13 protein-coding genes are annotated in these 14,043 nt (G+C 70.7%); 9 read left to right on the forward strand and 4 right to left on the reverse strand.

Going from position 1 to position 14,043, the window contains the following annotated elements; genetic code table 11:
- Positions 1–160 precede the first annotated feature (160 nt).
- Positions 161–856 carry a carboxymuconolactone decarboxylase family protein gene (locus tag ACFO60_RS31845; RefSeq protein WP_380847836.1) on the forward strand — a complete coding sequence of 232 codons (696 nt, stop codon included), beginning with the start codon at positions 161–163 and terminating at the stop codon, positions 854–856.
- A gap of 147 nt (positions 857–1,003) precedes the next feature.
- Here ACFO60_RS31845 and ACFO60_RS31850 read toward each other — a convergent pair whose 3' ends face one another.
- Entirely contained in the window at positions 1,004–1,399 is a 396-nt protein-coding gene (locus ACFO60_RS31850) for a nuclear transport factor 2 family protein (protein ID WP_380847839.1), read from the reverse strand.
- A 277-nt stretch (positions 1,400–1,676) separates the two neighbouring features.
- Here ACFO60_RS31850 and ACFO60_RS31855 point away from each other — a divergent pair, with 277 nt between their 5' ends.
- From ACFO60_RS31855 to ACFO60_RS31865, 3 genes are all read left to right on the forward strand, one after another.
- A complete protein-coding gene (locus ACFO60_RS31855; protein WP_380847842.1) occupies positions 1,677–2,237 on the forward strand; it encodes a carboxymuconolactone decarboxylase family protein in 561 nt (186 codons plus the stop codon).
- A 105-nt stretch (positions 2,238–2,342) separates the two neighbouring features.
- Positions 2,343–2,906: a hypothetical protein gene (locus tag ACFO60_RS31860; RefSeq protein ID WP_380847845.1), complete on the forward strand. Its 564-nt coding sequence runs from the start codon at positions 2,343–2,345 to the stop codon at positions 2,904–2,906.
- Positions 2,907–2,910: 4 nt separating this feature from the next.
- Positions 2,911–4,461 (forward strand): NAD(P)-binding domain-containing protein, encoded by a 1,551-nt coding sequence (locus ACFO60_RS31865; protein ID WP_380847848.1) that lies wholly within the window; start codon positions 2,911–2,913, stop codon positions 4,459–4,461.
- A gap of 45 nt (positions 4,462–4,506) precedes the next feature.
- Here ACFO60_RS31865 and ACFO60_RS31870 read toward each other — a convergent pair whose 3' ends face one another.
- Together ACFO60_RS31870 and ACFO60_RS31875 are read right to left on the reverse strand one after the other, a co-directional pair.
- On the reverse strand, positions 4,507–5,646 hold the full coding sequence (locus ACFO60_RS31870) for a carboxylate-amine ligase (protein WP_380847851.1): 1,140 nt from the start codon (positions 5,644–5,646) through the stop codon (positions 4,507–4,509).
- A 169-nt stretch (positions 5,647–5,815) separates the two neighbouring features.
- Entirely contained in the window at positions 5,816–6,715 is a 900-nt protein-coding gene (locus tag ACFO60_RS31875) for a LysR family transcriptional regulator (RefSeq protein WP_380847854.1), read from the reverse strand.
- A 111-nt stretch (positions 6,716–6,826) separates the two neighbouring features.
- On the opposite strand from ACFO60_RS31875, the gene ACFO60_RS31880 reads away from it, so the two are divergent.
- From ACFO60_RS31880 to trpS, 4 genes are all read left to right on the forward strand, one after another.
- The gene (locus ACFO60_RS31880; RefSeq protein WP_380847857.1) at positions 6,827–7,690 is read left to right on the forward strand and encodes an oxidoreductase; all 864 of its coding nucleotides are present in this window, start codon (positions 6,827–6,829) and stop codon (positions 7,688–7,690) included.
- A gap of 83 nt (positions 7,691–7,773) precedes the next feature.
- Positions 7,774–8,130, forward strand: coding sequence for an ArsR/SmtB family transcription factor (locus tag ACFO60_RS31885; protein ID WP_380847860.1), 357 nt, complete (start codon positions 7,774–7,776; stop codon positions 8,128–8,130).
- Complete coding sequence (locus ACFO60_RS31890; RefSeq protein WP_380847863.1) at positions 8,111–8,599, forward strand: SRPBCC family protein; 489 nt, start codon at positions 8,111–8,113, stop codon at positions 8,597–8,599. The genes ACFO60_RS31885 and ACFO60_RS31890 overlap by 20 nt, the downstream gene beginning before the upstream one ends.
- A 239-nt stretch (positions 8,600–8,838) precedes the next feature.
- Positions 8,839–9,978, forward strand: coding sequence for a tryptophan--tRNA ligase (gene trpS, locus ACFO60_RS31895; protein WP_380847866.1), 1,140 nt, complete (start codon positions 8,839–8,841; stop codon positions 9,976–9,978).
- Positions 9,979–10,054: 76 nt separating this feature from the next.
- Here the strand turns inward: trpS and ACFO60_RS31900 are convergent, their stop codons facing one another.
- Positions 10,055–12,157 (reverse strand): family 43 glycosylhydrolase, encoded by a 2,103-nt coding sequence (locus ACFO60_RS31900; RefSeq protein ID WP_380847869.1) that lies wholly within the window; start codon positions 12,155–12,157, stop codon positions 10,055–10,057.
- Positions 12,158–13,301: 1,144 nt separating this feature from the next.
- Here ACFO60_RS31900 and ACFO60_RS31905 point away from each other — a divergent pair.
- Positions 13,302–14,027, forward strand: coding sequence for a GOLPH3/VPS74 family protein (locus ACFO60_RS31905; RefSeq protein ID WP_380847872.1), 726 nt, complete (start codon positions 13,302–13,304; stop codon positions 14,025–14,027).
- Positions 14,028–14,043 lie beyond the last annotated feature (16 nt).

Below are 14,043 nucleotides of genomic sequence, written 5' to 3' on the forward strand. Positions count from 1 at the left end.
TCCTTGTGGCGGGTCAGGCGCCGCGGGCCGTCAAGGGCGGCCGCTTGCAGGAAGCGGAAGCGCCCCGGCAGCTTGCTGACCTCCCGATCCCTGTCTTCGGGAACGGCGCCGGGCGCACAGTGGGTCATGCGAGCTCAGTTGCCGAATGAAGGGTTAAGCAATGTCGAACGCACTGGCCTTACCTGTCCGCTCGAACGTCTCCGTCGACCTTGAGACCCTGCCCGACACGGCCGGTCTTTCCTGCGGGCTCGAATGGCCGGCCCGGCCGCCCCTCGTGCCGTTGGGCGCGCCGAGCCCCGCCGAACCTCATATCGCCCTGGAATCCGGCGAACCCGGGATCCGCGGCCTGTTCCGGTTCCGCCCGGAGGCGGCGCTTCCCTTGAACGCCCTCTCGGAGGTGCTGCTGTGCGGCGAGAGCACGCTGACCCGAGGGGAACGCGAGCTGATCGCGGCCTATGTCTCGGCGCTCAACCAGTGCCGGTTCTGTTTCTACACACACGCGGCGTTCGCGGCCGTGCGCACACCTGATGGCATGACGCTGGTGGAACACGTATGCGCCGACCTGTCGACCGCCCCGGTGTCGGAGAAGCTCAGAGCGCTGCTGGTGATCGCCGGGGCGGTGCAGGAGAGCGGGAAGAGCGTGACCGAGCGGCACGTGGCCGACGCCAGGGCCGCGGGCGCGACCGACGTCGAGATCCATGACGCGGTGCTCATCGCGGCGGCCTTCTGCATGTACAACCGCTACGTCGACGGCCTGGCGACGGTCGCGCCCGACGACCCCGCGGTGTACGCGGCGCGGGCGAGAATGGCGAACGGCTATCTCGCCGTGTTCGCCGAGTCGCAGGCCGGGAGTTGACGGTGGCGCCGCGACCACCCGGCCGCGCCGGCACGGCCGGCGAGGACCGGGTGATCGGCGAAGACCGGGTGGCCGGCCGCCAGGACAGGACGCCGGCCGGCGACTCCCCGGCCGGGGAGTCGCTCGGACCGGCGGCCGGGAGTCCGGCTACGCGAAGAACTCGTCGATGACGTGTGTGTCGTAGGGGAAGCTCCACCGCTCGGTTATCTTCCCGCCGGCGACGTGGAACACGTGAACACCGCGCTCGTCCAGCGACCTGCCGTCGCGGTCGCCTCTGATGCGCAGCAGCGCGGCGACGTGGCCGTCGCCGGCCAGGAAGGTGTCAGGATCGTACTGCAGAGAGTTACCGGTGTGCTGGGCGAGTTTCGCCAGGTATCCGAGCACTTCTTCCTTGCCTTTGTAGTCTCCGGCCAGCGGTCCCCGGCCGGGGACGTGGAAGGAGGCGTCGTCGGCGAGCAAGCTGTCACGGATGTGGTCCAGATCGCCCTTGGCGATCGCGTCGTAAATCTCGCGGACCGGGTTGACGTCGGGGTGTTCGGACATGGACGGCCTCCTCATGATGGTGCGGATCGTTTGGGGGCGACGTGGTGACGCTACGCGAGGGTCAACCCGCAAACAAGGGAGTGATGACAGACTCACCGTCAGGCCATACCGGTATGGACAACCGAATTTCAGGGGCGCGGTCAAGCGAGTTAGGGGTGTCCGAAAAGAGCCATTGACAGCGGGGCGGTCGAATGGCGAGCATGAACGTTTGTCGGACGAAAATACGCACGTGGGGCTGCGTGGAAGGCCTCTACTGCACAACGGCGAGGAAATTGCCATGCCCCACATCACCCTTAATGGCGACGAGCCCGGGATCCGGGGCCTGTTCGGGTTCCGGCCCGAGACCGCCCGTCCGCTCAACGAGCTGGTCGAGGTGCTGCTGCGGGCCGACAGCACGCTCACCCCTGGTGAGCGCGAGCTGATCGCCGCGTACGTCTCGGCGCTCAACGAGTGCCGCTACTGCTTCTCCTCGCACGCCGCCTACGCCGCGGCCCAGCTGCCCGAGGGCATGGAACTGGTCGAGCAGGTCCGCGCCGACCTCGCGAGCGCACCCGTCTCCCCCAAGCTGAGGGCCCTGCTGGCCATCGCCGCCGCCGTCCAGCGCGGCGGGCGCGAGGTCACCGACGAGCACGTCGCCGCCGCCCGCGCCGAGGGCGCCACCGACCTGGAGATCCACGACACCGTGCTGATCGCGGCGGCCTTCTGCATGTACAACCGCTACGTCGACGGCCTGGCGACCATCGCCCCCGACGATCCGGCCTCCTACGCGGCGCGGGCCAAGCGCATCGTCGCGGACGGGTACCTCGCTCTGCTGGCCGAAGCGCAGAACCGCTCCTGAACGCCGCGCCGGACGCCGGCGCGAACGGCCCCGACCCCCGCCGTGCGGAGCGCGGAGCGCGACGGTCGCGCCCGGCGGCGCCAACCCGACGACCGCGGAGGCACCATGGCCAGCCACTCGAGCGCCTTACCCCACAGGACCGATCTGCTCACCTCGCTGAACACCGACCACCACCGGCTCGGGCTCAACGTGTTCCTGTTCATCGTGCTCGCCCACTGGGCCGAGCACGTGGCGCAGGCCATCCAGATCTACGTCCTCGGCTGGCCGGTCCCGCAGGCGCGCGGCGTGCTCGGGCTGCCGTTCCCGTGGCTGGTGACCTCCGAGTGGATGCACTACGGCTACGCGCTGCTCATGCTCGTGGGTCTGATCGTGCTGCGGCGCGGCTTCACCGGCCGGGCCCGCACCTGGTGGACGGTCGCGCTCGGCATCCAGGTGTGGCACCACCTGGAGCACCTGCTCCTGCTGCTGCAGGCGCTGACCGGGAACAACCTGCTGGGCAGGCCGGTGCCGACCAGCGTCGTCCAACTGCTGGTGCCCCGTGTGGAGCTGCACCTGTTCTACAACGCGGTGGTGTTCGCGCCCATGGTGGTGGCCATGTGGCTGCACCGCCGTCCCCGTTCCGAAGAGCGCGCGCGGATGAACTGCGACTGCGCCGCCGTCCCGGCCTGACCCCATGACGACCCAAGGACAGGACGAGCCCGTGCACCGCTACCTGATCATCGGAGCCGGCCCGGCGGGACTGCAGCTCAGCTACTACCTCGAGCGCGCCGGAGCCGACTACCTCACGCTCGAGCGTGAGGACGCCCCCGGCGGCTTCTTCAGCCGCTACCCCCGCCACCGCAGGCTCATCTCGCTCAACAAGGTGCACACCGCCGAGAAGGACCCGGAGATCCTGCTGCGCTGGGACTGGAACTCCCTGCTCAACGACTCGCCCGAGCTGATGTTCCCCCGCTACTCGCAGGAGTACTTCCCCTGCGCCGACGACCTGGTGCGCTATCTGGCCGACTTCCAGCGCGAGCACGCGCTCAACGTCCGGTATTCCACGCCGGTCGAGCGCGTCGAGAAGGCGGACGGGGTGTTCCTGGCGCACACCGCGTCGGGCGAGGTGCTGCGCGCCGAATGCCTGATCGTCGCCACCGGCTGGGGCGGCCCGCACATCCCGGACATCCCGGGCATCGAGCTGGCCATGGGCTACGAGGACGTGCCGACCTCCGGCGAGCACTTCACCGGCAAGCGCGTCCTCATCATCGGCAAGGGCAACTCGGCGTTCGAGACCGCCCAGTCCATGCTCGACCGCGCCGCGATCATCCACCTGGCCAGCCCCAGTCCGGTCACGCTGGCATGGAACACCAAGCACCCGGGCAACGTGCGCGGCCAGTACGGCGCCCTGCTCGACAGCTACTGGTTCAAGACCCTGCACGGCGTGCTGGAATGCCGCGTGGACCGCCTCTGGCAGGAGGGCGACGTCTACAAGGCCGCCATCACCTACACCCTCGCCGAGGGCGAGCAGGCGCTGCTGGAGTACGACGCGGTGATCCGCTGCACCGGGTTCACCATGGACACCGGCCTGTTCGACGAGTCCTGCCGGCCGGCCCTCACCCCCAACGGGCGCATGCCGGCCGTCCGCCCCGACTTCCAGTCGGCCAACGTCGACGGCCTGTACTTCGCGGGGACGCTCGCGCAGGCCCGCGACTTCAAGCGCGCCTCGTCGGCGTTCATCGACGGGTTCCGCTACAACCTGCGCACCCTTGCCGCCCTGCTCGCGGAACGGTACGAATCAGCCCCGCTCGACCGGCAGGTGCTGCCACCGTCGGCCGACCGGCTGACCGCCACCATGCTCGAACGGGTGAACTACAGCTCGGCGCTGTGGACCCAGTTCGAGTACCTGTGCGACGCGTACGTCGTCGACGAGGACGCCGGGGTCGTCGTGCAGTACCAGGACCTGCCGGAGGACTACGCCGTCGAGCGGTTCGCCGCCCACCCCTTGTGCTTCACCGTCACCCTGCGCTGGGGACGCGACCGCCACGAGGACGTGTTCGCCATCCAGCGGCATCCGACCCCCGACCGGGCGCACGAGAGCGCCTTCCTGCACCCGGTCATCCGCGTATGGCAGCACGGCGAGCAGGCCGGCGAACGCCATCTGCTGGAAGACCTCCTGGCCCAGTGGCGCGACCCCGTACGCCACGTCGCCCCCCTCGAGGCCTTCCTCGCCCCTTACCTGTGACCACCGGGGAACTCGCCGGCGGAGGAAGGCCGCCGGCGAGGACGGTCATGTGGGGAGAAGGCCGTCGATGAGGTGGTCGACGACGTCGGTGAGGCTGCCGCGGCGCGAGTGGGCGGCGCGCTGGCGCGCGGCGCCCGTACCGACGGCGGCGAGGCGTTCGAGCCGCCGCGTGACCAGCTCCAGGTCGCCGGTGGCCTCCAGCGCGAGGCGCAGGTGGTCGAGCAGCACCCCGGGCAGCTCGGACGCGGGCCGCAGGCGGCCGGTGACGGGGTCGACGCCGTGCCCGTCCAGCCCGTCGCGGGCCGCCCGCCAGTAGGCGACGCGCAGCCGCTCGGCGGCCAGCGGCGGCCCCGGGTCGCCGCGCTCGACTCTTTCCAGCGAGACCACGACCAGGGCCCGCACGACGGCCGCGAGCAGCGCGGACTCCCCGGCGGTGGCCGGGACGTCGGTCACCCTGACCTCCAGCGTCGGCAGCCGCGACGACGGCCGGACGTCCCAGAAGATCGTCCCGGGGTCGACCAGCGCCCCGGCCTCGGTGAGCGCGGCGATCGTCTCGTCGAACTCGCGCAGAGAGCCGAAGTAGGGCGGCGGCCCGGCCACCGGCCACTTCCCCCACGTCAGCGTCCGCCAGCTCGCGTACCCGGTGTCACGACCGGCCCAGTAGGGCGAGTTGGCCATCAGCGCGATGAGCACCGGCAGCCAGGGCCGCAGGTGGTTGCCGACCAGCACGGCCCGCTCGCGGTCGGGCAGGTGGACATGGACGTGGCCGGCGCAGATGCTCTGCTCGTCGTGCAGCGCGCGGTAGTTCGCGATGCCCACCCCGTACCTGGGGTCGTCGGTGATCGGGGGCGGCACGGCCGCGCCGAGCACCGGCGTGCCGGAGGCGACCAGCGCCAGCCCTTCGGCGCCGGCCGCGGCGGCCACCTCGGCCCGCATGCGCCGCAGCTGGCCCTCCAGTTCGGCGACGCCCGCGCACGGGGCGGTCTTGGCCTCCACCTGGAACTTGGTGATCTCGGTGCAGACCCGGTCTCCCATCGCGATGGCGGCGCGCTCGACGATGTGCGTCCCCCAGGGGCTGACCTCCCGGGTCTCCGGGTCGACGACCAGGTACTCCTCCTCCACCCCCATCAGGGGGCAGATCGCGTCGAAGGGAACAGGGTGCGGTGCGTCCACCGTGACCGTCATCGTGTTACTCCATGGGAACTCCGCCCGCCCGGCGGGCACGTGCCGACACTCGCCACGCTACCCATCCAGATCTTCTTCCCGCAGGCTCACTGGGGTGACCCGGCGCGCCGATGGGGGTCACGCGGCCATCGCGGGGAGACCGCCGCGCCGCGAGGCCGGGAGTCACCGGTCAGGACACCACGGTCGTGCCGCCGGAGGCCAGTTCGCGGACGACCTGCGCGAACCCCCGCACGAGGGGCGTGTCCGCGCCGTCCAGCCAGGCCAGGGCCACCCGCAGCGGCTCGACGTCGGTGAGCGGAACCCAGGACAGATCGGGACGGGCGTAGTAGATGGCCATGCTGGCCGGGGCGAAACAGATGGCGGCGCCCTCGGCCACCTGCTCCAGCATCTCCTCCACGTTGTCGTTGGTCGGCCCCCAGCGCGGGGCCGACCCGTCCGGCCGGGGGTTGACCGCCCACCAGTCCACCCAGTCGCGCGGCGCCCGTTCGGTCCACATGAGCGGCTCGTCGTTCACCTCGAGGACCGAGACGCCGTCCCGCCCGGCGAACCGGTGCCCGGACGGCAGCCCGACGACCCGTCCCTCGGTGTGCACGATCTCCGCGCGCAGACCGGCGAGGTCGGCCGGCAGCCAGACGAAGGCCACGTCGACCCGGCCTTCGCGCAGGGCGGCGGCCTCCTGGCCCCAGTCGAACCGCTTGGGCTCCACCCGGACGCCGGGGTTGCGGCGGGCGAACTCGGCCCTGGCACGGGTGGTGAGCCGCCCGGCGCCGCTGGCCTCGAAGCCGACGCGCAGCACGCCGGTCTCGCCGCGCCGGTGCCGCTCGGCGGCGGCCATGACCAGCCCGGCCTGGACCACGGTGCGCCGGGCCTCGGCCACGACGTCCCTTCCGGCGTCCGTCGCGCTCACCCCGCCCGCGTGCCGGTCGAACAGTCGCACGCCGAGCTCGGACTCGAGGTTGCGCAACGCGTAGGACAGCGCGGGCTGGCTCACGTACAGCGCCTCGGCGGCCCGTCCGAGGTTCCCCGCCTCGTCGATCGCGACGAGATAGCGCAGCTGCCGTAGCTCCATCCTGGGATGATAAGTCCTCTTTATCGGGTCGCCGATCTTCTGTCTTGGACGGCCCGCCACGGATCACGGCATAACGGAGACCTTGAGACCCCTGACCGTGGAGTTGGACCTATGACTGTGGACAACGGCGCCCCCGCCCGGCCGGCGGCGGGCAGGGTATGGCTGATCACCGGAGCCTCCTCGGGCTTCGGGCGGGCGATCGCCGAGGCGGCACTGGCGGCCGGCGACACCGTGGTGGCCACGGCGCGCAGGCCGGAGGCGGTCGGCGACCTGGTGGCCGCGCACCCCGGCCGGGCCGCGGCCCTTCAGCTGGACGTCACCGACCCCGCGCGGATCGCGGCCGTGGTCGCGGAGGTCATCCTCTGGTACGGCCGCGTCGACGTCCTGGTGAACAACGCCGGGCGCAGCCAGATCGGCGCGGTCGAGGAGACCACCGACCAGGAGCTGCGCGACCTGATGGAACTGCACCTGTTCGGACCGGTCGCGCTCGTGCGGGCGGTGCTGCCGCACATGCGCCGTCAGGGCTCGGGCGCCATCGTGCAGATGAGCAGCATGGGCGGTCAAATGTCGTTCGCCGGCTTCGGCGCGTACTCGGCGACCAAGTGCGCGCTGGAAGGGCTGTCGGAGGCGCTCGCCGAGGAGGTGGCGCCGTTCGGCGTCAAGGTCCTGATCGTCGAGCCGGGCGCGTTCAGGACCGCCCTGTTCGGCGACGCCCTGTACCGGTCGGACGCCATGGACGTCTACCAGGACACCGTCGGAGCCACCAGGTCGATGGCCTCGGGCGCGGACGGCAAGCAGCCCGGCGACCCGTCCAAGGCGGCCGCGGCCGTCCTCGCCGCCCTGCGGGCGGATCCGGTGCCGTTGCGGCTGCCTCTGGGCGACGACGCGGTGGACGCCCTGGTGTCCCACGCGGACGGCGTCCGCGCGGAACTGCTGGCATGGGAGAGCGTCGCCCGCGACACCGCGTTCGACTGACGGCCGGGCCGTCTCCCGCGATGCGCCGGCGGACGGGGCGTCCTCCTCTTGATCGTATGCCTATATAGGCATACGATGTGGGCATGGCACGAGCGGCGACGACGGCGGACGCGTTCAACGCGGTGGCCGAGCCCCGGCGGCGAGAGATCCTCGACGCCCTCATCGGCGGCGAGAAATCGGTCGGCGGCCTGGCCGGGCTGCTCGGGCTCTCACAACCCCTGGTGTCCAAACACCTGCGGGTGCTCAGAGAGGTCGGGCTGGTCGACGTGCGCGACGAAGGGCGGCAACGCCTGTACCGGCTCAACGGCCACCCGCTCAAATCCATCCACGACTGGGTGAAGAACTACGAACGCACCTGGTCGCAGCGCTTCGACCGGCTGGACGTCGTGCTGGAGGAACTCAAGGAAATGGAGCATCGAGATGGCGACGACGGCAAGTAGCGGCACGGCGGTGGTGACGCTCCCGGCGGCCACGCAGATCCTGATCACGCGGGAGTTCGCCGCGCCCAAGCATCTGGTCTACAAGGCGTGGACCACCCCCGAGCTCATCAAGCGCTGGTGGGGCGGCGACCGGGGGGAGGTCATCCTCGCCGAGGTCGACCTGCGCGTCGGCGGCGCGTGGCGCTACGTGCTGGCCGCGAACGGCGGGTTCGAGGTCGGGTTCCACGGCGAGTTCCGCGAGATCGTCCCCGCCGAGCGCATCGTGTCGACGGAGGTCTTCGAGGGCATGCCCGACGAGGCGGCCCTGACCACCACCGACTTCACCGAGAAGGACGGCCGCACGACGCTCACGACGCTCGTCGAGCACAAGAGCCGGGAGTCCCGCGACGCGCACGTCAACTCGGGCATGGAAGGCGGCATGCAGGAAGCCATGGACCACCTGGAGCAGGTGGCACTCTCCCTGGCCTGACCGGCCCCATCCCCCCTGTGCGCGCGTTCTCACCTGTCCGCCGGCGGCCGGGCGTCGTAGACTGCTCGCATGCATCGTTCGCCGTGCCCGAGCTGGTGGCGCTCCTCGTAGGAGCGGCCACCTCTCGCGCACGTCGGGCCGTTCGGATGGACGGCCCTTCTTCGTGTTCTCCCTGAACCACCCGACAAGGGGCCGGCCCCGAAGCGCGCCGGACCACCTTGCCCATCAGGAGAGACACCATGACGACCAGCCTCGGCGCCACCGCCACCGCCGCTTCCTCCGCCTCCGCGGAACCAGGTCCCAGCACCCCGGCTCCCGCCGACGAACTCGGCGTTCGCGCCGCCCGGATCCGCAGCGCCGAACTGGAGGAGCAGATCCGGACAGACCCCCGTCGCTTCCGGGTGTCGACCGGCGACCGGCCGACGGGCCGGCTGCACCTGGGTCACTACTTCGGCACCCTCCACAACCGCGTCCGCCTCCAGGATCTCGGCACCGAGCTGTTCGTCGTCATCGCCGACTACCAGGTGCTGACCGACCGCGACGTCGCCGACGACCTGCCCGGGCACGTGGAGGAACTCGTGCTCGACCACCTGGCCGCCGGCGTCGACCCGGCCAGGAGCACGATCTTCACCCACAGCGCGATCCCGGCGCTCAACCAGCTCCTCCTGCCGTTCCTCAGCCTGGTCTCGGTCTCGGAGCTCGGCCGCAACCCGACGGTCAAGGACGAGATCGCCCACTCGCGCCAGGCGGCGGTGAGCGGGCTGATGTTCACCTATCCCGCGCACCAGGCCGCCGACATCCTCTTCTGCAAGGCCAACCTCGTCCCGGTCGGCCAGGACCAGCTGCCCCACCTGGAGCTCACCCGGGTCATCGCCCGGCGCCTCAACCACCGCTACGGCTCGGGCGGCGTCCCCGTGCTGCCCGAACCGGAAGCCCTGCTCTCGGCCGCCCCGCTGCTCCTCGGCACCGACGGCACGAAGATGAGCAAGAGCCGCGGCAACGCCATCGCCCTGGCCGCGAGCGCCGACGAGACCGCGAGGCTGATCCGCGGCGCGAAGACCGACTCCGAGCGGCACATCTCCTACGAGCCGGCGACCAGGCCGGAGGTCTCCGGCCTGGTGCTGCTGACCGCGCTGTGCCTCGGCCGCGACCCGCGCCAGGTCGCGGACGACATCGGCGGCGCGGGAGCGGCGGCGCTGAAAGCCGCCGCCACCGAAGCCGTCAACGAGTACCTGGCGCCGCTGCGCGCGCGCCGCGCCATGTACGCCCGCGACCGCGGTCATGTCCGCCAGGTGCTGCGCGAGGGCAACGAACGGGCCTCGGCCATCGCCGAGACGACGCTGAACGAGGTGCGCGCCGCCATGAAGACGCTCTACTGATGCCGAGCGTCACGCTGTCGCGAAGGCCGGTCGAGGCGCCCGGGGGCGCCTCGACCGGCTCTGCGGTGTCGCGGTGTCAGGGTGTGGTCATGGTGAACCGCGGGACGCTCACCGCACCGCCCAGTGACTGGGTGGCGTAGTTGAAGATGGCGTACCGGTGCCCCATGAAGAACTGCCAGGCGTTGCCCATGGTGAAGGCGGGGCCGAGCGTCGTGAAGGTGGTGCCGTTGGTGCTGTAGGAGAAGCGGACCTGCCGGCCGGTGCCGGGCCGGATGTCGGCGTTGGCCCGCAGCCAGATCTTGCCGCCGGAGACCGACGCGCTCGCGGCCTCGGTGCCGGTGCCGGTGGTGTTCCAGTTGGAGTCCATGCTCAGGCCGTTGGTCATGACCACCCGCGTCTGCCCGCTGTCGCGTTTGACGCCGATCCAGGCCGAGGAGTCGCGCAGGATCGCCAGACCGGTCCTGTCACCGTCGCGCATCGCCGAGTAGTCCAGCTCGATCGTCGCGGTGGACGTCGGGCCCTGGATCCTGCGGGTGAGCGTGTTGCGCGCCGAGTACAGGTCATTGGTGACGGTGGCGGTCTGCAGCCGCAGCCCGTCGTTCACGCTGTACTTGGTGGTGTCGGGGTTGTGGTTCCACTCCCACTCCGCGCCCAGGCTGGTGCCGGCGAAGGTGTCGGTCCCGACGGGGGACTTCACCTGGCGCGGCGGGCGGGGGACGTTGGGGTAGGGGTAGGAGGCGCCCCAGGCGCCGTTGACCGTCGTGATGGTGGGCCAGCCGTCGGAGGTCCAGGTGATCGGGGCCAGCACCGGCACCCGGCCGCCGGGGTAGGCGTCCTGGAAGCCCATGTAGTACCACGCGCCGTTCTGGGTCTGCACCAGCCCGCCCTGGTGCGGCACGCCGCCGCCGGAGATCGGGCCCGGCATGTTCAGCAGCACCTGCCGCATCTCATACGGTCCGAACGGGCTGGAGGACTTCAGGATGTACTGGCCGTTGGCCGGGCGGGTGAGGAAGATGTAGTAGGACCCGTTGCGCTTGTACATACGGGACCCTTCCAGGGTGCCGACGCTGGAAGGCGTCTGGAACACCTGCTGGGAACGCACCTCCGACTTCCCGTCGGCCGACAGTTCGGCCACGCTGATGCTGGTGTTGCCGTAGGCGACGTACATCTTGTCGTTGTCGTCGACCAGCAGGCCGGCGTCGTAGTAGCACTTGTTGATCGTGGTGTGCCGGTTCCACGGCCCCTCGACCGAGCCGGCGGTGTAGATGTAGGTCTTGCTGAAGTCGACGCAGCCGCCCCAGTAGAAGGTCTTGTTGCTCTTGCGGTAGTTCAGGAACGACGCCCAGATGCCGTCGACGTAGGCCCGCCCGCCGCTCATGTCGTACTTGGAGCCGAAGTCCAGCTTGGGCACCGAGTGACCGGCGTACTCCCAGTTGACCAGGTCATAGGAGCGCAGGATCGGCGCGCCCGGCGAGTAATGCATCGTCGAGGCCGAGTAGTAATAGGCGTCGTCCACCCGGAAGATGTCGATGTCCGCCAGGTCCTGCCACAACACCGGGTTGGAGTACGTCGACGACGGCGGCCACGGCCCCGTCGGAGTCGGCGTGGGAGTCGGTGTGGGGGTCGGTGTGGGGGTCGGTGTGGGGGTCGGCGTCGGCGTGGGGGTGGGGGTCGGCGACGGGGTGGGAGTAGGCGTGGGAGTAGGCGTAGGGGTCGGCGTCGGCGTCGGCGTGGGGGTCGGCGACGGGGTGGGGGTCGGACTGGCCGTGGTGCCGTCGCAGGTGGTGCCGTTGAGGGCGAAGCTCTCCGGCACCGGGTTGGCGGTGGTCCAGGCCCCGTTGAAGCCGAAGCTGGTGGTGCCGCCCGTGGGGATCGCGCCGTTGTAGGAGGCGTTGGTCACGGTGACCTGGGCGCCCGACTGGGTGTGGGTGCCGTTCCAGAGCTGCGCGATGGTCTGCCCCGCGCCGAAGGACCAGGTGAGTCGCCAGCCGTCGATGGGGTCGCCGAGGTTGGTCACCTCGACGTTGGCGCCGAAGCCGCCCCCCCATTGGTTGGTCACCGTATAGATCACCCGGCATCCGGCGGCGGCCTGAGCCGAGACCGCGGTGATGACGCCGAGGACGCTGAGCACGGCGGCCAGCGCGGCCACGAGCCGGCGCCGATGTCGTGAAAGACGCACGAAAATCCTCCAGAGTGGAGAGCGGGGTCGGGGAGTCGCCGGGGTCCGCGCGCGCGAGCTGTCCTCATCACGGTCCCCGGGCCTTTCAGGTCGCGGCGCAGCTCACCACCGGCACGCCTTTGGCGCCGTTCCAGACGCGGGAAAAGCCGGACCGCGTGCTCGCGGCGGCGCCCAGGGCGCCGTCACGGCTCACGTTCCGGGCGGTGACCCCGGATCCACCGGCGCCGATCCCGGCGAGACCGGCCGGGGGCGGCCGAAAGATCGGCGGCCGGCTTCCGGGCCCGGTGAGGGCTGGGTCGCAGCGTGGCGTCGTCCGGGCTTTACGATCGGCCGGCGAACAAAGAGGATATGTTAACGCTAACATTAAGCACTCCGGGCCGGGCGCTCCTTTTTCAGGTGGCGGAGACGGTGGTGGTGGGCGGAGCAAATACGACGTGGCGAACTCCCGTCAAGCGACCGGCTTCCGCCCGCCCCGGCGACGCCGACGAGCGAGCGGGCGCGATCTGCGCCAACGCGGCGGCGTCGCACTTCCCGGCGGGGACATGGTGCTGAAACGTTCATCGGCCCGGCGAGCACGAAAGGAAGGAGGCAAGGCGGGGCGGAAACCACGGTGAACAGGACGGCGCCGCACCGATCTGCCTGCCATTCGGCCAGCGGAAACGTCCGGAACGCAGCCTTGACAGGTTTCCTCCGGGTTTCCAGCCGTCCCGCACGGCGCCATGAGGGCAGGGGGCGGCCGGACGTTCCCCGGCGGCCACCTCGGCCCCTTCCGCGACTCGCGAGGAGGCGCCGTCTCCCCCGCCCTGCCGCGCGGCCGCGCCATCGGCGGATCCATGTCCGCGTCCACGCCGGCGTCCACCACGAGCACCGCCGGGCTCCGCCTCGGAAACGGCGCGAAGCGCCGCCGCCCCCCATCAAGCGCGCCTTCCGCGGCGCGCTCACAGGGCCGGAAGACCCGGACTCCGGTGCCGTCCCGACGCGCCGGCGATCCTCGCGCCGGGCAATGGCGCGCCCGCCGAGCGGGAAGCACGGCGCCTCGGAAACCCGCAAGGCGGCAGGTCGGAGGGCCAATCCTGGATGCGGCCAAAACCGGATGTAATACATTAACCTCAAAAAGGAATGTCCGGTACATATCCTCTCATCGATGGATCTAAGGCATAGTTGCTCGCATAGACACCAGTACTTAATCGACGACAGACGCAACATCTCGCCTATATCATCGTCGATCGTGGCTAAAGGTGACCTTTCCGTTCCGTCGTTGGCCGACGATCTGTTCTTTGTCATGCACGACGACGTGACGGGGCGTCCCCGGGTCCACCCGCGCCTCGCGAGCCTGGGACTGGCCGGCGCCGTGATCGGTGAGCTGATGCTCGCGGAGCGGGTCTCTTTCGAGGTCGCGCCAGGCCACGACCGTCCGTACGCGATCACGCGGGACGCCACCGGCGACCCGCTCACGCAGAAGGTCCTCGACCACATCGTTGCCGAGCCTCACCATCCGGTGAGCACCTGGCTCGTCTTCTTCGCCAATACGATCTACGCCGACGTCACGGCCAGGATGATCGCCGCGAAACTGCTCAACCCGCCGTCGAGGCACCTGTTGAAAAAGCAGCCGGCGACCCCCGCGGACGTGAACTCGGCGGCGTGGCCGCTCGCCCGCCTCAACCTCGCGGTCCAGCGGCGCGAGCCGCCCGCGGTGAGGGATCGCGTCCTGTACGGGCTCTTCGCCGCCACCGGTGGCGCCCAGCGGACCCTCTGGGACCACGATCCCGCGTTCGTGGCCGCCATGCTCGCAGGGCTTCCCCTGCCGCTGCGGAGACTCATCGTTCAAACCGAGGCTGTCGTCGGCGGAGCCGTCATCAGCCGCCGGTGAGACCCCCTTCCCCCAC

Source organism: Sphaerisporangium dianthi (assembly GCF_042654065.1).
Classification (GTDB): domain Bacteria; phylum Actinomycetota; class Actinomycetes; order Streptosporangiales; family Streptosporangiaceae; genus Sphaerisporangium; species Sphaerisporangium dianthi.

Coding starts and splice junctions, on each gene's coding strand:
- ACFO60_RS31890 (WP_380847863.1), top strand. CDS start 8,111: ATGGCGACGACGGCAAGTAGCGGCACGGCGGTGGTGACGCTCCCGGCG.
- ACFO60_RS31875 (WP_380847854.1), bottom strand. CDS start 6,715: ATGGAGCTACGGCAGCTGCGCTATCTCGTCGCGATCGACGAGGCGGGG.
- ACFO60_RS31860 (WP_380847845.1), top strand. CDS start 2,343: ATGGCCAGCCACTCGAGCGCCTTACCCCACAGGACCGATCTGCTCACC.
- ACFO60_RS31850 (WP_380847839.1), bottom strand. CDS start 1,399: ATGTCCGAACACCCCGACGTCAACCCGGTCCGCGAGATTTACGACGCG.
- ACFO60_RS31870 (WP_380847851.1), bottom strand. CDS start 5,646: ATGACGGTCACGGTGGACGCACCGCACCCTGTTCCCTTCGACGCGATC.
- ACFO60_RS31880 (WP_380847857.1), top strand. CDS start 6,827: ATGACTGTGGACAACGGCGCCCCCGCCCGGCCGGCGGCGGGCAGGGTA.
- ACFO60_RS31845 (WP_380847836.1), top strand. CDS start 161: ATGTCGAACGCACTGGCCTTACCTGTCCGCTCGAACGTCTCCGTCGAC.
- ACFO60_RS31855 (WP_380847842.1), top strand. CDS start 1,677: ATGCCCCACATCACCCTTAATGGCGACGAGCCCGGGATCCGGGGCCTG.
- ACFO60_RS31885 (WP_380847860.1), top strand. CDS start 7,774: ATGGCACGAGCGGCGACGACGGCGGACGCGTTCAACGCGGTGGCCGAG.
- ACFO60_RS31865 (WP_380847848.1), top strand. CDS start 2,911: ATGACGACCCAAGGACAGGACGAGCCCGTGCACCGCTACCTGATCATC.
- trpS (WP_380847866.1), top strand. CDS start 8,839: ATGACGACCAGCCTCGGCGCCACCGCCACCGCCGCTTCCTCCGCCTCC.
- ACFO60_RS31905 (WP_380847872.1), top strand. CDS start 13,302: ATGGATCTAAGGCATAGTTGCTCGCATAGACACCAGTACTTAATCGAC.